Source organism: Peribacillus frigoritolerans (assembly GCF_004358755.1).
Lineage (GTDB): Bacteria > Bacillota > Bacilli > Bacillales > Bacillaceae > Bacillus_P.
On the sequence record NZ_SMZY01000003.1, the window covers coordinates 290,235 to 310,460 of the forward strand.

Consider the following 20,226-nt stretch of genomic DNA (forward strand, 5'->3'; position numbering starts at 1 on the left):
TCATTTCCGACTGAATTTTTTTAACGGAATTTATTAAACTTGTCCAACCCAATCAGACTGGGCTGCTTTTTGGAAGATAGACCTTATTTCTTTGTACTCTTTTTCAGTAAGATTTCCCTTGCCTGCGAGTTTGGCATTCTGGGTCCATCTGTCAGGCTTCGCTGTTCCGACGATCGCTGTATGCACTCCGGGAACAGTGAGCGTGAACCGAAGAGCTTTTTCAACAGCTTCGGTCAGATTCCCTTTTAAAAAGCTATATTCAAGCTTATGAAACCTTTCCCAATATTCCTGATAGTAGCCGTTCTCAGGCTGCTCTTGATAGTTCCAGGCGACATTGGCAATCGGCCGTTTTGCAATGATGCCCATATCCCGTTTTATAGCCTCTGGAATGGTGAGATCAATTGCTTCCTGATCCGCTATACTTACAGACGTTTCAAATGTATCAAACGCCCCGGTTTTTATGGCGTAAAGGGCATCTGTATGATCTCCGCTGTAGCCAATGTACCGGGTTTTCCCTTTTTCCTTTGCCCGTCTTAATACGTCAATAACGTCCCCTTTGCGCAGGACTTCCTCAGAACAGCTATGGAGATGAATGGTATCCACATAGTCCGTTTTCAGCCTTTTCAAGCTTCGGTCAATCGATTGTTCAAGCATTGCCGGATCCCAGTCCTCACCGTCTAAACCGGATGTGTGGCCGCATTTTGTAAACAAATAATAATCGTCTCTTCTATGAGACATGGTGCTGCCGATTAATTCTTCGCTGATGTTGTAGCATTCTGCCGTATCTATCACATTCAAACCTGCATCAAGAGCTGTGCCAAGCAGACGGTCGACTGTTTCAGGCGTTGCTTCTGAAAAGCCTATTTCTGCTGCTCCAAAACCGAGAACACTTACCTTCATATCTGTTTTACCGAAAGCGCGCCGTTCCATATCATCATTCCTTTCTGCATGTCTGCAGTTTAATTTTATAATAATTCTGATAATTATACGAAAGATTCACCTTGAGTCTAGAAATCTCTTACGCCCGCTTTTCGATGAAAGCATCTATAATAAAGGAAAGAATATAAGATACGGAGGAGAAATAGATGTACAAAAAGACCGTGCTTATCACCGGGGCTTCAAGCGGGTTTGGCATGATTGCTGCACATAGACTTGCAAAGGCCGGATATGATGTGATTGCAACAATGAGGAACATGGGAAAGAAAGATTTGCTGATGAAATCGATTGAGGATGATGGCTTGAGCGACCGTGTAACTCTGCTTAAGCTTGATGTCACGTCCGCTGATTCCATTCAGGCACTTACCCATTTTTTGAATGAAAGAGGCAAAATAGACATTCTTATTAATAACGCTGGCTATGCATTTGGAGGCTTCGGCGAAGAAATAACTGTGGATGAGTACCGAGAGCAATTTGAGACAAATTTTTTTGGCGTGATTGCCGTTACACAGGCTGTCCTGCCTTTTATGCGGTCACAGCGAAGCGGCAAGATTATTAATATGAGCAGCATCAGCGGATTGATCGGTTTTCCTGGATTGTCTCCGTATGTTTCGTCAAAGCATGCACTTGAAGGCTTCAGCGAAAGTCTTCGCCTAGAAGTAAAGCCGTTCGGAATTGATGTCATTTTGGTTGAGCCCGGATCTTTTTCTACAAATATTTGGACAACAGGCAAGAAAGTTTCTCGTGTTTCAATGGAAGCAAGTTCTCCCTATTATCACTATATGACTGGAATAGAAAATGAACTTGAACGGGGAAGACAAAAGCTTGGAAATCCAGCCGAAGTTGTTGAACTCCTAATAAAACTTTGTAAAAAAAAGACGGGTGTTAAATTGAGATACACCGTTGGGAAAGGGGTTCGTCTGTCTCTTTTCATAAAAAGCGTTCTGCCGTGGAGGGTTTGGGAAGCGATTATTATTGGAAAACTTCTGCCCAATAAGAAATAGAACCCATCGTTTTGATGGGTTCTATTTTTTTAATGCTTATAAGTCTTAAATTCATTCTCCGATTTTGCTTAAAGGCACAAATGTAGGAATCGTGCTTCCGTCATATTCTTTTTCAATAAATTTTGCAGTATCCTCTTCCTGATATAGTTCAACAATTCTCTTCAATTCTTTGCGATCTTTATCTTCTGTACGTGCTGCAATAATGTTGATATATGGAGTAGCCGTGTCATCTTCATGGAAAATGGAGTCCTTCACCGGGTTAAAGCCTGCATCCACAGCAATACCGTTATTAATGATGGATCCCGCTACGTCAGGAAGCACACGCGGTGTCTGGCCTGCAACAACTGGGACAATTTCTAGGTTTTTTGGATTTGAGACAATTTTGTCCAAAGAACCATTTCCATCAAAGTCCTCCGGCAATTCAATTAAGCCTGCATCCTGCAGCAGAAGGAACGCTCTGCCCATATTTGTTGCTTCATTTGGCACGGCAATTTTTCCGCCTTCTGGAATGTCTATAACTGATTTATATTTTTCAGAGTAAAGCCCAAGCGGCGCGATCACAGTTGTACCAATCGGTGAAAGGTCAAGATCGTGTTCTTTTTTGAATGCGTTAAAATAAGAGATAGTCTGGAATGCATTTGCATCAAGCTCGCCTTCTGATAGTGCCAGATTTGGCTGTACGTAATCTGAGAATGTGACGATCTCAATATTGATGCCCTCTTTTTCAGCTTTCTTTGCAACAAAATCCCAAATGCGGTTATCTGATCCGCTGACGCCAATTTTGACATTTACTTCTTCTTTTCCGTTTGCTGTTTTGCTTCCGCAGCCCGCAGCAAGGGCTCCCAATACTAGAATAAGTGCTAAGATAATAAATTTTTTCATCCTGTTTCTCTCCCTATCGTCTTCTGATTTTTTTAGATAATAAGTTACCTGATGATTGAAGTCCCTGAACGAGCACAACAAGGATTGTAACCGTAATAATCATGACCAATGTATCAAAGCGCTGATAGCCGTATGTAATGGCGAGATCCCCGAGTCCTCCTCCGCCGACAGCACCTGCCATCGCTGATGCTCCGACAAGACCGACTGTAGCGATTGTAAGGCTTAAAACTAGCGAGCTTAATGCTTCCGGAACGATGAATTTAAAGATGATTTGCGCTGGTGTTGCTCCCATGGCTTCCGCTGCCTCGATGACCCCTGGATCCACTTCTAATAAGGAGTTCTCAATCAATCTCGCAATATATGGACCTGCATAAAAGACAAGCGGTACTACAGCTGCTGCTGTTCCAATTGAGGTTCCTACAATTAATCTGGTAAGAGGAACAATCGCGACCATTAAAATGATAAATGGGACAGAACGGAAGATATTGACGACGCCATTCAAGATATTAAAAATAACAGCATTCTCCCAGAGGTGCCCTTTTCTTGTGATGACAAGCAGCACACCAAGCGGCAGTCCGATCAAGGTTGAGAAAAGCAATGAAAAACCGGTCATTGCAAGTGTTTCTATCAGTGCATCAATAATTTGCTGTGAATCAACTAGCATGTGCTTCCACCTCTTTCACTGTGACATTTTCCTGATTCATTACTAATAAAGCCCGTTTAATTTCACTTTCCGTCCCCTGAAGTTCAACAATCAAATGACCGAACGGGATGCCCTGAAGCTCTGTTATGTTTCCAAATAAAACATTGATATCTAGATCAAACCGTTTTGCAATCTGAGACAGCAGCGGCTGTCCTGAAGATTTGCCGACAAAGTTAATTTTGAAAATCTGTCCCGGAGTATTCTCCTCCTGCACTAATTTCAGCACAGATTCTGGGATGGAATCGTTCAGAACCGAGCTGACAAAGTTCGAAGCTGTTTTTGTTTGCGGATTTGAGAAAACATCGAAGACTGAACCTGATTCGATAATTTTCCCGCCCTCAATCACGGCCACCCTGTCGCAAACCTCCCTGATGACGGACATCTCATGGGTGATCATTAAAATCGTTATGTTGTATTCCTGATTAATTTTTTTCAAAAGCTTCAGAATGGAGCCTGTTGTTTGAGGATCAAGTGCGGACGTGGCTTCATCACACAATAGAATCGAAGGCTGTGTTGCAAGTGCTCTGGCTATTCCGACACGCTGCTTTTGACCGCCTGATAATTGGTCAGGATATTGATTTGCTTTGTCCTCTAATCCTACAAATGACAATAATTCTGTTACTCTTTCTTTGATCTCTTTTTGAGATGCTTTTGCAAGAAGGAGCGGCATCGCAACATTGGCAAAGACCGTTTTGGAATTCAGCAGATTGAAATGCTGAAAGACCATGCCGATTTTTCGCTTAACCTGCCTTACTTCCTTTTGGGAAAGAGCCGTTAAATCAAGATTATCGACAATGATTTTCCCTGAGCTTGGGCGCTCCAGCAAATTCACTGTGCGGATCAGTGTGCTTTTGCCGGCTCCGCTGAATCCGATCACTCCGCAAATCTCCCCTTGTTTAACATGAAGATCAATGCCGTCAAGTGCTCTCACTTCATTTCCTCCGCTGTTATAAACCTTTGTGACGCCTTCAAATTGAATCATATGTATGCCTCCCGTAATTTTGAAAATAAAAAAACCCTCTTCTATCCGACAAGAAGAGGGCATGACTTCATAAAGAAGCACTGGGTCTCTTCTTATCTCCCAGGCTTCTCGCCTGCTGGAATTGGCACAGTACTTTTAAAAAAGTCCGCTGCCGAAGCATCATCAGGCCAGTCCCTCCGCTTCTCTGGATAAGAATCTATTTATTTTTTAAAATACAAAAAACCTCTTCCTGAAAGCCAAGAAGAGGGTAAGATCATAGGTAAAAGACCGTTCACTCTTCTTATCTCTCAAGCAAAATCACGCTTGTTGGAGTTGGCACAGTTCTCATGGGAGTCTGCTGCCGAGGTTTCAAAGGGCCAAATCCCTCCACCTCTCGTGATAAGAAGTTTCATATTTTCGATGTGAGTCCTACTTTACGCTGGTATTTTCAGAAAGTCAATATTTTTTTTAAGAAAAATTATGACTGTTTAGAAAGCCTGCGGTATCGATATTGCTGCCACTGAAAACGAATAAAGCAGCCAACACAAAAGCCCAAAATGGCAACGAATGCAGCAAGCGCGACCATAACGGTAAAGATATATGCCAGAGTCATCCAGTTCATCATAAACCCTAGAAAACCAAGGCTGAGACAGATCACTGCAATAAGCTGATTAAACTGCTGCTGGTCAAAATCCTCTGGTATATATTCTGAAGGCTTTTTTCTCAAAAAGAGCTTTGCCGTCTTCATAATGGGATTAAATTTAAAAAGAAGTCCCATTAATCCTGCTATTAGAGGGATAAGAAGAAACCAGCCGAATCCTGTAATCCAAGCGGCTGCAACAGATAAAACAATAAACCATTGATTTGTTAATACAAGAGGTTTAGGAATGGTGTTCACTTAAATCCCACCTGTCTGATTGGAATATAAGTATTTTACTCTTGTTTTCCTCTTTTGTGAAGACAATTGCTTAAGGAATCTATTGACAATTAAAAGCGGCTCATGATACGATCATTAAAACCAACTAAACCAATCAGAATTAAATAAATTATCAAGAGTGAACGAGAGATCTGGCTCCGCGACTTCACAGCAACCACCGGCAAACGGAAAGGTGCTCCCGCCAGCAAAGCTATCCGCTTTGGTTGATAAAGAAAAGCCCGCTCTTTATTGCCACGAAGAGCGGGCTTTTCTTATATTATTGTTGAATTGGAGGAAGGAAAAATGACTAAACTATTTGACTCTGTATTGCCCGGTGCTGAGAGCTTTTTTTATAAAGGAAATGAGATCGGCATTCTGCTTTGCCATGGATTTGTCGGAACACCGCAAAGTGTGGGAGAGCTCGGAAAGCTGCTTGCAGACGAAGGTTTTACCGTCCTTGCCCCGCGGCTGAAAGGTCACGGGACTGATATTCTCGAGCTTGAATCCTGCTGTTATACAGATTGGATCAAAGACGTTGAACAGGCTTATTTAAAGCTGAAAAAAATCTGCCGCAAAGTATTTATTGCAGGTCAATCAATGGGCGGAATCCTCGCTGTGCATTTGGCTGCAAAATTTAAAGAAATCAGCGGTGTGATTACAATCAACGCAGCTTTACGCGTGCCTGGATATGAGTCTTTTGAAAATCAGTCAGAACCAAGATACATTCCCGAAGGAAAACCGGATATAAAGGCAGAAGGAGTGGAAGAAATCACATACTCAGCTGTTCCGATTACAGCCGTCCACAATCTCCTTAACCTGATAAAATCCGTAAAACCAAAGCTTTCAAATGTCTCATGTCCGGCGCTCATCTTTAAATCCGAAGAAGATCACGTCGTCCCTCCGGACAGCTCCGATACCCTTTATGAAAAAGTCTCATCACCTATGAAACAAATCATCAGCCTAGATAACTCCTATCATGTTGCTTCCATGGATTACGATAAAGAGATCATTGCCGGTAAAACAGCGGATTACATTCGTTTATGCTGTCATCCAATTTATAAAATGTCCGTTTAAATTATGACTTTAAACGGACATTCCTGCTAATATAAAAGCAGGTGATAAACATGTTCTTAAAATCAATCAAATTAAAAAAAGAAGAGATTCCTTCGTTTGAAACATATCCTTTTTCCATTCCGGCCATTGCAAACATGGATGAACTGAAGATTAAAAGCCCCGTTACTTTTTTTGTCGGTGAAAATGGGTCCGGCAAATCGACATTGATGGAGGCTATTGCCTATCAATGCGGGTTTAATACAGCCGGCGGCAGCCATCATCTTTATGAAACGAGGAGCTCTCAATCTGATTTAGGGAAGTATATCCGGCTTGCCTGGATGCCAAAAATCAAAAATGGCTTTTTCCTGAGAGCCGAGTCCTTTTATCAGTTTGCATCCTATCTGGAAGAACTGAATGAAGATCCTTTATCAGGCGATGTATTTGGATCATATGGCGGAAAATCGCTCCATCATCAATCACATGGCGAATCCTTTTTATCTCTTTTTCTCAATCGCTTCGGCAAAAAAGCCGTCTATTTACTCGATGAGCCGGAGGCCGCTCTATCCCCGTCAAGACAGCTGACCCTGCTGCGCATCATTCATGATTTAACAAAAGACGGCGACACACAATTCATTATTGCCACACATTCTCCTATCTTGCTTGGATTTCCCGGTGCGAATATAGTAAGCTTTGATTCGGACCGCATTGCCGAAATCGATTATAAGGACACAGATCATTATCAGATTACAAAGTATTTTTTGGAGAATAGGGACCGGTTTTTGGAGGAGCTTTTTAAGGAAGAATAATCTGAGTATTTACATTTTTCCTCTTTTTGGGTAAAATGAATGAAATAACAAAAGCAATGACAAGGAAAAGTAAGTGATTCGGACGTCTGTACAGAGAGCTTCGGGAGCTGAAAAGAAGCAAGAAATCCGCCACTGAAAATGACCTTAGAGCTTCACACCGAACATGATGACAATGGTCATCATCTGTAGGCTGTGACGTGGTGGCTGACGTTACAACAGCATACGTATCGACACGTTTTTGTGCTCCGTACGGATAAAGGCAGATCATGTGAATGGTCTGTAAACTAGGGTGGTACCGCGAATTCAAACCTCGTCCTTAGACTTACTTAAGTCTATGGATGAGGTTTTTTTATGTTCAAAAGGAGGAAAAATGACATGTCTATTTTCATCGGTGGAGCCTGGCCTTACGCAAACGGCTCTCTGCATATCGGGCACATCGCCAGTCTATTGCCGGGCGATATTCTAGCCAGATATTATCGTTTAAAAGGGGAGGACGTTTTGTATGTCTCCGGAAGTGACTGCAATGGAACGCCTATTTCAATCAGGGCAAGACAGGAAAATGTTCCGGCTCAGAATATAGCAGACCGATATCATGAGGAATTTATGGATTCTTTTCAAAAGCTCGGGTTTAGCTATGATTGCTATACGCGCACAGATCATCCGCATCACCATCAAGCAGTACAGGAAATATTTCTTTCCCTGATGGAAAACGAATTCCTCTACGAAAAAGAAACACTGCAGGCATACTGCGAACATTGTCAACAATTTTTGCCTGATCGGTATGTCGAAGGAATCTGCCCCCATTGTTCATCTCATGCACGGGGAGATCAATGTGATGCCTGTGCAAGTATTCTTGACCCGCTGGAGCTGATCAATAAAAAGTGTAAGCTCTGCAGTCATGAGCCTCTTGGCAAACTGACCAGACATTATTACTTTGAACTGTCCGCCCTGCAAGAACAACTTGAAGTGTATGTAAAAAAAGCCAAAGATCATCAGGTTTGGCGGGATAATGCCATTCAACTGACACAGCGGTATTTAGAAGAAGGACTTCAGGACAGATCTGCCACCAGAGATCTTCCGATTGGCGTCCCTGTTCCAATTAAGGGATATGAAGAGAAAAAAATATATGTCTGGATTGAAGCAGTATCTGGTTATCTGTCTGCAAGTAAGCAGTGGTCTGCTGAAAATCAGCAGGACTGGCTGAAATTTTGGAATGGAAATACTAGATCTTATTATGTTCATGGAAAAGACAATATCCCATTTCATTCCATCATTTGGCCCGGAATATTATTGGGACTTGGCGGATTGAAACTCCCGGATCACATCATCTCAAGTGAATACTTGACGATTGAAAAGAAAAAATTATCTACGAGCGGGAACTGGGCTGTCTGGATTCCAGATATCCTTAAAGATTATCATCCGGATTCCATCAGGTATTTCTTAACTATCAATGCACCTGAGAAACGGGATACCGATTTTTCATGGCGGGAATTTATTCTCTCCCATAATAGTGAGCTGCTCGGTGCATATGGAAATTTCGTTAACCGCACGTTTAAATTTATTGAGAAATCCTTTTCATCAAAAGTAAGTTCATCCGCAGTTAACTCTGAAATTGAACGTGAATTGATACAACTCTATCAAACAACTGGCAATCTCATTGAAAATGGTCAATTTAAAGCAGCTCTTGAGGTCCTATTCTCATTTATTCGCCGTATGAACAAATACTTTGATGAGCAGAAGCCCTGGATCTCCATTAAAGAAAATCCGTCCGATTGCGAAAATGTTCTTTTTACATGTACTGCGGTCATTGCAAACTTATCCGTTCTCCTACAGCCATTTTTACCTTTTTCGAGCAAGCGAATTCAGGAGATGCTTGGTCTAATTGCTGATAAATGGATATATATAAAGCCCGGTTCATCTTTTAAACTGAAAAAGACTGAAGCATTATTTGAGCGAATAGACTTGGAGAGAATTGAAACTGAACTTTCTAAGCTGGGATCTTGAATTAGGATGAAGATTATTTAGAAACACTAATTAAAACAAAAACAGAATCCTAAAAATTTATGGTTTCCATATTGAGTGAGAAAACAGCTAAATGCAGTACAATACGGGTACTGAATTACAAAACAGTTTATACCCCTTTTTTGTTGATATGAAGGACTTTAATGGTGATCTTGAAGAGGTGGAATAACTTTATGCGCCATCTCGAACTACCTCATATATCAACCATAATTAATATCTGATGCACCAATATATTGCTTGGCCTTGTCAGATAATAAAAAGATAACAGTATTTGCAACATCTTTTGGAGCCTCAATTGAATTGCAAAAACGCATGACATTTTTTCGTGTCATGCGTTTTTTTTGATATGGCGTGATGTATTATTTCCGCCAAAAATTCGGATATTCTGCTTTATCCTGAATATTAAATTCAATCATTTTCTCAAGCAATTCGTAATTTACCGGCTCATTCCACGGAATTCGAAACAAGCCTTTGGTAGCGCTGTAGCCAGCTTGTACAATATCATCGGCAAATTGCTCAATGCCTGCTTCTTCGGGTGAAACGCTCAAATGATGCTTCGCTGTGGATAAGCCGATGATAAATGTGCCATGATCGGTAAACATTGGCGTATTCCACTTGATTTGCGGTTCCAAATTCGGAAATTTATTAGCAACCCACGCCAAAATTTCCTCTGTTCGATCGCGTTGGTCGGGGTTATCGATACCTGCTAAATATTCTGCAAAAACTTCCATGTCTTCCTCCTTCGATATGGCTATTGCCTTCAAATATTCGAATTCTCAGCCTTATCCTTGATATAAAATTATTATAACCCCACTCTGTTTAACTTTAAAATCTTTGGATGCCAGTCGTCAATCAAACTTCAATGAGATCTGTATCAGGCGGGATATACCCGAGTTGCCTACCTATCTTTACTATTTGTCCTTTGTGATGAAACTCGTGGGTAATAGTATGTGTAAAAAGCCATAATGAGGTTATCTTCACGCTATCACCATTCGCAAAGGAGACTTGAACGGTTTGATCCCATTTGCCTTCGAATTCATTCAGAAATTCATGTACCAGGACATCCGTTTGCTTAAAAATCTCTCGCATTTCCTGTACGTTGTTAATAGATTCTGATTTTATTTTTGGAAGCGATTTACCTAGTGCACGATCACCCAGCCATACGCGATAACAATCGGCTACATGTGCATGGAGACTGCAAATAGAATCTCCGCCAAATGTTTCAAGGTTTTTAACATAATCCGATGGCGACAAAGTTTCGCAATAATGAAATAGTGAATCTCTTGTACGTTGAATCCAGTCATACTGGGTTAAGAATACATCCATTTTCACACTCTCCCTCTAAACGTTAAGGTCATTCTTATTCAACTTTCTTCCCCATATACTTCAATAAAAAAGAGCTCTTCTCCTTCTTAAAGAAAATGCGCCGTTTACAGAAGATCGTTAATAATGGAATGCACCCGTTAGAGTCTAAGTGAACTAATGATTCCACTTTCCTACGCAAAAACGAAAATGGAGGAACCATACCGGATGTTTGATTCCACTTCCCTGCGCAAAATCCAAAATGGAGGAATTAAGCGGGTGTTTGTTTCCACTTTCCTCCCCATAAACCAAATTGAAGGACATGTATAACCCCGTCCTAAACTTAGGACAGGGTTAATATAAAGTTGTTTTAATTTTTGATCACGAACTTAAAACTTACCTATAAAGTCGTTTAGAAACTAGGTTAATTGATCACTTCTGCACTATCTGAATAAGGTTGCCGCATGTATCGTCGAAGACAGCTATTGTGACTTCGCCCATTTTTGTCGGTTCCATTGTAAACTTCACGCCTTTTTCCATTAATCGTTCGTACTCTTTGCGAATATCCGCAACGCCGAACATTGTTGCCGGGATGCCATCGGCAGATATCTTCTTTTGATACTCCTTTGCGGCAGGATGTTCATTCGGTTCGAGTAAAAGCTCGGTACCGTCTGGATCATTGGGAGAAACTAGCGTTATCCATCTGAATTTCCCCATGGGAACGTCATGTTTTTTTTCAAAGCCTAGTGTTTCTGTATAAAACTCCAATGCCTTGTCTTGATCTTGAACGAAGATACTGGTAACAATGATTTTCATACTATTTTTTCCTCCTTCGATTTTTGCGGCGTATGGTACTCTGCTGACAATCTGGCTCCAAGCATAAAAACCCATATACTTTTTATACTGTTGATCTAACTAGATATATTTACAAAACACTGAATTCCTCATCTTTTACATCACTAATGAACATATGACCCGGGGCATGAGTAATCATTAGTGAAGGTTTACTTTGTATGGCTGCAGCTTGAGGGGTAACGCCGCAAGCCCAGAATACTGGAATTTCGCCTTCTTTGATTGTTACTGAATCACCGAAATCAGGCTTTGAGATATCGGTGATGCCAATTTGACCCGGGTCGCCAATATGAATGGGTGATCCATGTACAGCAGGAAAACGGCTTGTGATTTGAATCGCGCGGATGGCATCTTCGGGCTTCATGGGCCGCATACTGACAACAGTCGGGCCTTCAAATATCCCCGCTTTTTCACATGGAATATTGGTTTTATACATAGGAACGTTACAGGTTTCTTCAATATGACGAATAGGAATCCCGCTATCCAATAGCGGGGTTTCAAATGTAAAACTGCAGCCCAGTAAAAAACCTACCATATCATCTTCCCAATACTCTGTAATCTCTTTTACTTCTTTCGTATAAATACCATTTTCATAAATCCGATACTTAGGGATATCCGTGCGAATATCAGCATCTTTTGCCATTTTGCCCGGAATGAAAGAACCAGGTTCCGTTACATCTAATAATGGACAAGGCTTTGGATTTCGCTGACAGAACAACAGGAAGTCAAAGGCATAATCTTTCTTTAAAATAACGAGATTTGCTTGTGTATAACCTTTTGACATACCGGCAGTTGGTCCAGTAATGGTTTGTTTGCGAATAAGCTGCCTTATTTCACTTGGGTTCATATATTCATAGTTTTTCAACTGTAATCACTCTCCTAGAAACTTAAGGCTGTTTTCGCATTTATTGATTATACATTCACCTGTGGATTTCCGTTGCCATCTACTTATAAACATTTCGTCCTCTAATTTATCTGTGCTGATCTACAAGGATGGGATTGCCATCAGGATCTTCAATTGTAAAACTTGCAGGCCCTTCGCTTGTTTCATCTGCTTCAGACAGTATTTTAATTCCTTTTGCTTTAAGCTGCTTTTGGATATCGCGAATGTCCGTAAACGATTGGAGATTTTCGGCATTTTCATTCCAGCCTGGATTAAAAGTCAAAATGTTCTTTTCGAACATCCCTTGGAATAAACCAATTATGCAGCTTTCATTCTTCATAATGAGCCAATTTTGGGTAATTTCCCCTCCCAAGGTTTGAAATCCAAGATTTTCGTAAAATATTTTTGATTTGTTTATGTCTTTTACATTTAAACTTACAGAGAATGCGCCGAGTTTCATATTCCTATTTCCTCCATTTTAAAAATTAATAATTTTGAAAGTTCACAGTATTAATTAAGTATACCTTATTACTTATGAGAACACATTTCAGTTTGCCCAATCCTTATAAGTTAAAACTAAAGAAGCACTCCAATTTTTATGATTGAAGTGCAAAATTTGCTAGTTTTAATGATTACACAATCTCTTCCTTCAGTCTCTCAACTCCGTACCTGTTCAAAAATTTCGCAAAATACTCGCGTTTTTTTCCGTTTTCTGCGTATACGGCAATGATTTTTTCAACAGCTTGATAGAGGTCTTCAGGCTGAAGACTTTCTAAAAACAAATGACCAATTTGTGCATTTTTTCCTTTTGCACGGCCTCCAATGAACAGGTCATAGGTGTCTTTCATTTTAATGATGCCAATATCATTGACGAGCGGCTCTCCGCAGGCATTTGGACAGCCAGTGTAAGCAACCTTTAATGGAAAAGGAACAGGCTTTCCTTTGATTCTCTCATTTAGTTTGGCAGCAACCGGCATTCCTTCTTCTTCAGCACCTTTGCAGAAGTTGCAGGTGCGTAAACTCTTTACATAATTGCCGACAGGGTACCAATGCAGTCCGGCTGTTTCAAAAGCTGTTTTTGCTTCTTCAAGTCTGCTCTCAGGAATATCTAAATAGAGCTGCTGGAAGGTTGTCAGTTCAAGCCCCTGATCTTCATCCATATAATCAGCAAGCGTGATCAGCTGTTTGGCAGTAAGCCTTGAGCCAAAATTGATGCCTCCATTTACAGCAAGCTTTACCATTTTATCCTCCATATTCAAAGGCCCACTCTCCTATTTTCTTTCAAGTATAGCTTTTTTTCAGAAAAGTGTGAATGCTGTCAGACTCGGTTCTTGTAGCCTGTTAAAAAAGTTAAGACTGAGTAGGCGGCTAAACGGCTTGTCATATCGCGGAAATCAAGCGTCGGATCAATTTCAACAATGTCCAAGGCTTTCACTGACGGTACTTCTCCTAAAAAACGGATTGCTTCAATCAGCATGCGGGAATCCATGCCTCCCGGACCAATCGCCGGACATCCCGGTGCATACGCCTGATCCATGACATCCATATCCAGAGAAACATAGATGGTATCTACCTCTTTCAATAACTCTTGCACACTTCCCCCAAGAATCTGCAGAATTCCGTTTTCATAAACGTCCTGCATCGTGAAAATATGGACGCCTTGTTCTTTGCCGAAATCGGTATATTCTTTGCCATTAGAAAAGTCGCGAATGCCAATTTGATGGAGGTGTTTACCTTCCAGCACACCTTTTTCGATCAGCTGTCTAAATGGTGTTCCATTTGACGGTCCTCCATCTTCAAGGTTGCGCAGGTCATGGTGCGCGTCGAACTGAATAATTCCAGCCTTTCCTTTTTCTTTTTGAAAAGCAGTGAAAATCGGTGCTGTGACAGAATGATCGCCGCCAAGAAAAAGAGGAACCATCAGCGGGTGTTCACTCAAAACTCCCTCCACCGTCGTTTCGATTCTCCGGTGTGATTCAGATAGGTCTGTTACATGCATTGATATATCGCCAAAGTCTATGATTCTCTCTTCTTTTAAATCTGTATTGTCATGGATCGAATAGGTGGTAAAAGCGTTCATCATTTTTCTGATTGTTTCAGGAGCAAACGATGCCCCTGAATGGCTGATTGATGGCTTAGATAATGGAACTCCAACTAACCCAATGCCTTCACAAATATCATGATCCCATTTTTTAAGTAACGTTCCCGCCCGTGAAATCCCCCGGTCTATAAATCTTGCATCATGAGAAAGAAAGGGAAGATGGCTCACGGTGATCCCCCTTTTCAAATACAATGTCACCTTTCTTAATCACGGTCCTCGCGTGATTCACGCCGAAATGGTAAGGGATATATTCATAGTTTCCCGCATCCCAGATGACAAGGTCCGCCTGCTTCATTGGGGCGATAATCCCACGAATGCCGCCTAATCCGATAGCATAGGCTGCATTCACCGTGACAGCATTCCAAATTTCTTTTGTTGTCATTTTATACATAACGGCTGCGAAAGCCATAATCAGCTGCAGGTTCTCAGTCGGACAGCTCCCGGGATTGAAATCAGTCGCAAGTGTCACCGCGACTCCTTCGTCCAGCATCTTTCTTGCTTTGGCATGATCCGGTTTGCTTAGATAAAAAGAAGTGCCAGGCAGCAGGCAGGCAATCACCCCTTTTTCAGCCATTTGCTTAATGCCTTCGTCTGAAGTTCCGACTAAGTGTTCTGCACTGACGGCACCTAGCTCAGAAGCCAGTTCCGCACCGCCTAATGGATCAATTTCATCTGCATGGATTTTCACTTTAAACCCTTTTTGCTTTGCTTTTGATAAAAACACTCTGGACTGTTCAATCGTGAATACGCCTGTTTCACAAAAGATATCAACAAATTGAGCTAATTCTTCTTTTTCAATCACATCCAGCAGCTGAACCATTTCTTCTAAAAAAACGTCCGGCTGATGCTTATGCTCTGCAGGTATGGCATGAGCACCCAAAAAGGTTGAAACAACTTCGGCTGCGTGCTCAGCGTTTAATTTTTTTGCAGTCCTAAGCTGCTTCAGTTCTGTTTCCGCGTTCAAACCGTATCCGCTTTTCGCTTCAACCGTGGTCATTCCATATGAAAGCATCCGGTCAAGATGTCCGGATGCTTTTTCGAAAAGATCCGATTCATCTGCAGCCCGCGTTGCTTTAACAGTTGAAAGAATGCCGCCGCCCTGTTTCAGGATTTCCAAATAAGGAACGCCCTGCTGCTTCAGTCCCATTTCATGCTCACGGGATCCAGCAAACACTAAATGAGTATGAGGATCAATGAGGCCAGGTGTAACAAGCCTTCCTTCACAATCGATCCTTTTCTCAGCTTTCCATTCAGATGCTTCTTCATTTGAACCAATAAGAGCGATTCTTCCATCGGCAATTGCAAGTGCCTTGTTTTCAAGAACGATCAGCTCATTCATGTCCTTGCCGCATAGAGGACCTTCCTTTTCATAATCCATCGTCAAGAGCTGGCCGATATTTTCTAGTATTAGATCATATTTCATAAGAGAACCTCCTCCTATTCCTGCATCGGAATGCGTACGTTGTGTTCTTTGGCAAAAGTCTGTGCCTCTTCGTAGCCTGCGTCTGCATGCCGGATAATGCCCATTCCAGGATCAGTTACGAGAACTCTTTCTAATTTGCGTTTAGCTGTTTCCGTTCCATCAGCGACGACGACCATTCCTGAATGCAGAGAATAGCCCATCCCTACTCCGCCGCCGTGGTGGAAGGACACCCAGCTTGCACCGGCAGATGTGTTTACTAATGCATTTAATACTGCCCAGTCTCCAATTGCATCGCTTCCGTCCTTCATCGCCTCTGTCTCGCGGTTTGGAGAAGCAACAGAACCGCAGTCAAGGTGATCGCGGCCAATGACGATCGGCGCTTTTAGTTCTCCTGTACGTACCAGCTCATTAATGGCAAGGCCCATCTTCACCCGTTCTCCGTAGCCAAGCCAGCAAATACGAGCCGGAAGACCTTGAAAAGCAACATGTTCATGTGCCATATCAATCCAGCGCAGCAGGGCTTCATTTTCAGGAAAAAGATCTTTTATTAACTGATCTGTCCGGTGGATATCAGCAGGATCACCAGATAGAGCTGCCCATCTGAATGGACCTTTGCCTTCACAGAAAAGCGGACGAATGTAAGCTGGCACAAATCCCGGGAACGCAAATGCATTTTCCACTCCTTCGTCTTTTGCTACCTGACGAATATTATTGCCGTAATCAAACACGATCGTTCCGCGCTTTTGCAGCTCCACCATGCATCTTACATGCTCTGCCATTGATTTTTTGGACTTCTCAACATACAAATCCGGATGATCCTGTTTTAACTGCAGCGCTTCATCTATCGATAAACCATGCGGAAAATATCCGTTTAACGGGTCATGGGCGGATGTCTGGTCAGTAAGAATGTCAATCTTGATGTTTTTCTCCATCACTTCATGAAGAACATCTACTGCATTTGCCACTAATCCGATTGATAGAGCTTTCCCTTCTGATTTCGCTTCCATAGCCCATTGCACCGCTTCATCCAAAGAGTGTGTCAGCCTGTCACAATATTTTGTCACAAGTCTCTTCTCAATTCTGCTTTGATCAACATCAGCAGCAATCACAACTCCGCCATTCATCGTGACTGCAAGTGGCTGTGCCCCTCCCATGCCTCCAAGGCCGGCCGTCAATGTGATTGTGCCTTTTAAGCTTCCTCCAAAATGCTCCTTTGCAACTGCAGAGAACGTTTCATAGGTTCCTTGAAGAATTCCCTGGGTTCCGATGTAGATCCAGCTTCCCGCCGTCATTTGGCCATACATGGTGAGGCCTTTTTGATCCAGTTCGTGGAAGTTTTCCCAATCTGCCCATTTCGGCACAAGAACAGAGTTCGAAAGAAGAACCCGCGGAGCATGTTCATGCGTTTTAAATATCCCGACAGGCTTACCTGATTGAATAAGAAGCGTCTCATCATGCTCCAATGATTTTAACGACCGGACGATCCCACCCAGTGCCTCCTGATTTCTAGCGGCCTTTCCAATGCCTCCATAAACAATGAGGTCTTCCGGCTTTTCTGCAACCTCAGGATCTAAGTTATTCATCAGCATGCGGAGCGCTGCCTCCTGCTCCCATCCTTTGCACTCTAATTCCGTTCCCCGTTTTGCTCCTGTAAATTTTGCTTTCATGATAAAATTTCCCCCTTTTTATCGTTATGATCATTTGTAAATCTGTTTACATCCGCTTTTTTCAGCCAGGCGGCAGCAGCTTCCATATCTTTTGAAAAAACCCTGTCCTTCGTAATCGCAGGGACCACCGTTCTTCCATGAAAATAAAATGTTCTTGTCGTTTCAGACATCTTCTCAATTCCCCGGTAAGCGGCTGCCTCCATTGCACAAATCAATTCAATCGCAAGCACACGTCTGCAGTTTTGAATAATTTGATACGCATGCCTTGAGGCAATCGTCCCCATGCTGACGTGATCCTCCTGATTAGCTGATGAGGGAATTGAATCCACACTCGCAGGGTGGGCAAGCGTCTTGTTTTCAGAGACAAGCGATGCAGCACAATATTGCATAATCATCGCTCCTGACTGGAGACCGGGCATTGGACTCAAGAACGGCGGCAGATCATTGAGCTGCGGATTGACCAGTCTTTCAATTCTTCGTTCGGAAATATTAGCAAGCTCTGCGATGCCCACCTTCAAAAAATCCATGGCAAATGCAATCGGCTGACCGTGGAAATTCCCTCCTGACAAAACCTTTTTGCCATCATCAAAAATCAGCGGATTATCCGTAGCTGCGTTCATTTCAATTTCAAGCTTATCTTTCACATAAGAAAGGACCTGAAGACTTGCTCCATGAACCTGAGGGATGCACCTTAAGGAATAGGCATCCTGAACCCTCAGCTCTCCCTGATGGGTAACAAGAAAGCTGCCTTTCAAAATCCCTCTGATTCGCTCAGCCACTTCCATTTGCTCTTTGTAGCCGCGGGCAATATGAATGTCTTCATCAAACGCATCAATGATTCCTCTCAGACCTTCAATCGTCATTGAAGCAATGTAGTCTGCCTGCAGCGCCACCGCTTCAGCTTCAATGTAATTGACGAGTCCCATTGCCGTCATTGCCTGTGTCCCATTGATTAAAGCCAGACCTTCTTTAGCCTGCAGCGTCACAGGATGAAGTCCCGCTAACTGAAAGGCTTCTTCGGTCTCCATTTGCCGGCCCTGATAAAAAACCTCTCCTTCACCGACAAGAACAAGTGCCATGTGAGACAAAGGAGCCAAATCTCCGCTTGCTCCAAGTGAACCCTGCTGCGGCACAACAGGATGAATCTCGTGATTCAGCAGCGAAACAAGTAATGATAAAACCTCCCTGCGGACACCGGAAAAACCTTTCAGCAAGGCATTTAGCCTAAGCAAAAGCATCCCCCGTGACACCTCTTCAGGAAACGGGTCTCCGACACCGCACGCATGACTTCGAATCAAATTGATCTGCAGCTCTTCTGCATGTTCGGCATCAATCAGCACATCACTGAATTTCCCAAACCCCGTTGTAATTCCGTAAACGACCTTCTTCTGAGCGACTATGTTTTCAACCGCTTTTCTGCTCTTTTCAACCTTTTCCCACACATAGTCAGGAATATGAATCATGGCTTTTTCATATAAAACCTTCTTCGCGGATTGTATGGTGAGTGAACTTCCCGTTAATTCAATCATCTTTCTGCTCCTCTTTTGTTCAAAATAAAAACCAAAAAGGAGGCCATACCAATAGAAACACGCAAAACCGTGTTTTCTACCGATACAGCCCCCTGCTATCTATTAACTATGGGTGCATCTTATATATGATTAATTCCCAAACCCATTGCCTCATGCTCTGAACCTTTAACAGGCGCACCAATTGTGCCGTACAAAGCAATCGCAATCCATTCGCCTTCCGTTTCTGCCTCGTAAGGCTTGCCGCGGACAATGGCAAAACGAAGTCCCACTGTACGCAAAACACTTCCAAGCTGAACCTGCCCTCTCGTCACGCCATGAAGCGCTTCCATAATGGCATGATACAAAGAGTGTGTTTCACGGTATCCATCAGGCGATATCACACCTGAACGCTTTGCTGCCGTTTCAATGGCCGCCACTACTTTATGCGTCTCCATTGAACCCGTTTTCCCCTGACAAAATTGAAATCCCTGCTCTGTCAGCTGCTGCCCATAAAATTGATCGTCTTCACCGAGCAAAACGAGCTGCATGGCATTTTTACCAATACGATGATCCGGTTGTATGCTCATATCTATTCTCACTTCATACTGAATTTTCTGATAAACTAGTGTCTACCGTTAGTTTATGATTGAATGAGGAAAGTGTCAAGAATTTAATTGTTGTTTGAACCTGAGCTGCTATATTGAAGAGATAAGAAAACTTTTGTAATCCCCCAGCTTCCGAGATGAACCATGAGCAAAATAGAGAGCAGAACAGCAGGACTAATGTTTACTCCGAAAAGCAGCAGCGTGAATAAAACATAAATGGCAGCAATCGTCAAAATCCATGAAATCGACCGGGATTTTTGCTCAATGAAATGAAAGACTTCATCAATTCCCCTCTTCTTCTTCGCAAAATACATGCCAAGCCACCAGCCGATCAAACCCGCAGCCATTCCTCCGTATACCCCGATAAATGCTCCAGCTGATTCCATCATCCCTCTCCCCCATCCTCAAAAATAAAAATTTCTTCAATTCTGCACGTAAACGAGTTCGCAATCTTAAATGCAAGTTCCAAAGACGGATTGTATTTTCCAGATTCAATCGCAATAATCGATTGTCTTGAAACGCCAACCTGAACCGACAGCTGTTCCTGAGTCATTCCTTTTTCTGCGCGCATTTCCCTGATTCTGTTCTTCATGTTCATCCAC

22 protein-coding genes, 3 riboswitches and 1 other annotated feature are annotated in these 20,226 nt (G+C 42.5%); of the genes, 4 read left to right on the forward strand and 18 right to left on the reverse strand.

Going from position 1 to position 20,226, the window contains the following annotated elements:
* Positions 1-33 precede the first annotated feature (33 nt).
* Positions 34-930 (reverse strand): aldo/keto reductase, encoded by an 897-nt coding sequence (locus tag E2R53_RS14965; RefSeq protein WP_133312546.1) that lies wholly within the window; start codon positions 928-930, stop codon positions 34-36.
* Positions 931-1,085: 155 nt separating this feature from the next.
* Here E2R53_RS14965 and E2R53_RS14970 point away from each other — a divergent pair, with 155 nt between their 5' ends.
* Positions 1,086-1,940 (forward strand): SDR family oxidoreductase, encoded by an 855-nt coding sequence (locus E2R53_RS14970; protein WP_165970996.1) that lies wholly within the window; start codon positions 1,086-1,088, stop codon positions 1,938-1,940.
* 51 nt (positions 1,941-1,991) lie between these two features.
* Here the strand turns inward: E2R53_RS14970 and E2R53_RS14975 are convergent, their stop codons facing one another.
* The 4 genes from E2R53_RS14975 to E2R53_RS14990 form a co-directional block, all read right to left on the reverse strand.
* Complete coding sequence (locus tag E2R53_RS14975) at positions 1,992-2,822, reverse strand: MetQ/NlpA family ABC transporter substrate-binding protein (RefSeq protein ID WP_133312547.1); 831 nt, start codon at positions 2,820-2,822, stop codon at positions 1,992-1,994.
* 13 nt (positions 2,823-2,835) lie between these two features.
* A complete protein-coding gene (locus E2R53_RS14980; RefSeq protein ID WP_133312548.1) occupies positions 2,836-3,486 on the reverse strand; it encodes a methionine ABC transporter permease in 651 nt (216 codons plus the stop codon).
* Positions 3,476-4,507 (reverse strand): methionine ABC transporter ATP-binding protein, encoded by a 1,032-nt coding sequence (locus E2R53_RS14985; protein WP_133312549.1) that lies wholly within the window; start codon positions 4,505-4,507, stop codon positions 3,476-3,478. Before E2R53_RS14985 ends, E2R53_RS14980 begins: the two co-directional genes overlap by 11 nt.
* 89 nt (positions 4,508-4,596) lie before the next feature.
* A riboswitch (SAM riboswitch) is annotated at positions 4,597-4,702 on the reverse strand.
* Positions 4,703-4,784: 82 nt separating this feature from the next.
* Positions 4,785-4,892, reverse strand: a riboswitch (SAM riboswitch).
* Positions 4,893-4,964: 72 nt separating this feature from the next.
* Positions 4,965-5,384: a DUF4395 domain-containing protein gene (locus tag E2R53_RS14990; RefSeq protein WP_133312550.1), complete on the reverse strand. Its 420-nt coding sequence runs from the start codon at positions 5,382-5,384 to the stop codon at positions 4,965-4,967.
* A gap of 145 nt (positions 5,385-5,529) precedes the next feature.
* Positions 5,530-5,636: riboswitch (SAM riboswitch) on the forward strand.
* Between the two features lie 69 nt (positions 5,637-5,705).
* On the opposite strand from E2R53_RS14990, the gene E2R53_RS14995 reads away from it, so the two are divergent.
* From E2R53_RS14995 to metG, 3 genes are all read left to right on the forward strand, one after another.
* The gene (locus tag E2R53_RS14995; protein WP_133312551.1) at positions 5,706-6,476 is read left to right on the forward strand and encodes an alpha/beta hydrolase; all 771 of its coding nucleotides are present in this window, start codon (positions 5,706-5,708) and stop codon (positions 6,474-6,476) included.
* 50 nt (positions 6,477-6,526) lie between these two features.
* Positions 6,527-7,261 (forward strand): AAA family ATPase, encoded by a 735-nt coding sequence (locus E2R53_RS15000; protein ID WP_133312552.1) that lies wholly within the window; start codon positions 6,527-6,529, stop codon positions 7,259-7,261.
* A 47-nt stretch (positions 7,262-7,308) separates the two neighbouring features.
* Positions 7,309-7,582: a binding site (T-box leader), on the forward strand.
* A gap of 54 nt (positions 7,583-7,636) precedes the next feature.
* Complete coding sequence (metG, locus tag E2R53_RS15005; protein WP_133312553.1) at positions 7,637-9,265, forward strand: methionine--tRNA ligase; 1,629 nt, start codon at positions 7,637-7,639, stop codon at positions 9,263-9,265.
* A gap of 377 nt (positions 9,266-9,642) precedes the next feature.
* Here metG and E2R53_RS15015 read toward each other — a convergent pair whose 3' ends face one another.
* The 13 genes from E2R53_RS15015 to E2R53_RS15075 form a co-directional block, all read right to left on the reverse strand.
* Positions 9,643-10,014 (reverse strand): iron chaperone, encoded by a 372-nt coding sequence (locus E2R53_RS15015; RefSeq protein ID WP_133312554.1) that lies wholly within the window; start codon positions 10,012-10,014, stop codon positions 9,643-9,645.
* Positions 10,015-10,135: 121 nt separating this feature from the next.
* The gene (locus E2R53_RS15020; RefSeq protein WP_133312555.1) at positions 10,136-10,609 is read right to left on the reverse strand and encodes a DinB family protein; all 474 of its coding nucleotides are present in this window, start codon (positions 10,607-10,609) and stop codon (positions 10,136-10,138) included.
* A gap of 408 nt (positions 10,610-11,017) precedes the next feature.
* On the reverse strand, positions 11,018-11,401 hold the full coding sequence (locus E2R53_RS15025) for a VOC family protein (RefSeq protein WP_133312556.1): 384 nt from the start codon (positions 11,399-11,401) through the stop codon (positions 11,018-11,020).
* A 109-nt stretch (positions 11,402-11,510) separates the two neighbouring features.
* Positions 11,511-12,284, reverse strand: a complete 774-nt coding sequence (locus tag E2R53_RS15030) for a putative hydro-lyase (RefSeq protein ID WP_206197400.1) — start codon at positions 12,282-12,284, stop codon at positions 11,511-11,513.
* A 124-nt stretch (positions 12,285-12,408) separates the two neighbouring features.
* Positions 12,409-12,780 carry a VOC family protein gene (locus E2R53_RS15035; RefSeq protein WP_133312558.1) on the reverse strand — a complete coding sequence of 124 codons (372 nt, stop codon included), beginning with the start codon at positions 12,778-12,780 and terminating at the stop codon, positions 12,409-12,411.
* 172 nt (positions 12,781-12,952) lie between these two features.
* A complete protein-coding gene (locus E2R53_RS15040; RefSeq protein WP_206197394.1) occupies positions 12,953-13,579 on the reverse strand; it encodes a nitrite reductase in 627 nt (208 codons plus the stop codon).
* Between the two features lie 59 nt (positions 13,580-13,638).
* Positions 13,639-14,589: a formimidoylglutamase gene (gene hutG / locus E2R53_RS15045; RefSeq protein WP_133312559.1), complete on the reverse strand. Its 951-nt coding sequence runs from the start codon at positions 14,587-14,589 to the stop codon at positions 13,639-13,641.
* Complete coding sequence (gene hutI, locus E2R53_RS15050) at positions 14,561-15,844, reverse strand: imidazolonepropionase (protein WP_133312560.1); 1,284 nt, start codon at positions 15,842-15,844, stop codon at positions 14,561-14,563. Before hutI ends, hutG begins: the two co-directional genes overlap by 29 nt.
* A gap of 14 nt (positions 15,845-15,858) precedes the next feature.
* The gene (gene hutU / locus E2R53_RS15055; RefSeq protein ID WP_133312561.1) at positions 15,859-17,511 is read right to left on the reverse strand and encodes a urocanate hydratase; all 1,653 of its coding nucleotides are present in this window, start codon (positions 17,509-17,511) and stop codon (positions 15,859-15,861) included.
* Positions 17,508-19,040, reverse strand: coding sequence for a histidine ammonia-lyase (gene hutH, locus E2R53_RS15060; protein WP_133312562.1), 1,533 nt, complete (start codon positions 19,038-19,040; stop codon positions 17,508-17,510). The genes hutU and hutH overlap by 4 nt, the downstream gene beginning before the upstream one ends.
* A 119-nt stretch (positions 19,041-19,159) precedes the next feature.
* Entirely contained in the window at positions 19,160-19,606 is a 447-nt protein-coding gene (hutP, locus tag E2R53_RS15065) for a hut operon transcriptional regulator HutP (protein WP_070874867.1), read from the reverse strand.
* A gap of 83 nt (positions 19,607-19,689) precedes the next feature.
* A complete protein-coding gene (locus E2R53_RS15070; RefSeq protein WP_133312563.1) occupies positions 19,690-20,013 on the reverse strand; it encodes a hypothetical protein in 324 nt (107 codons plus the stop codon).
* Positions 20,010-20,216, reverse strand: a complete 207-nt coding sequence (locus E2R53_RS15075; protein WP_070874871.1) for a helix-turn-helix transcriptional regulator — start codon at positions 20,214-20,216, stop codon at positions 20,010-20,012. Before E2R53_RS15075 ends, E2R53_RS15070 begins: the two co-directional genes overlap by 4 nt.
* Between the last annotated feature and the right edge of the window lie 10 nt (positions 20,217-20,226).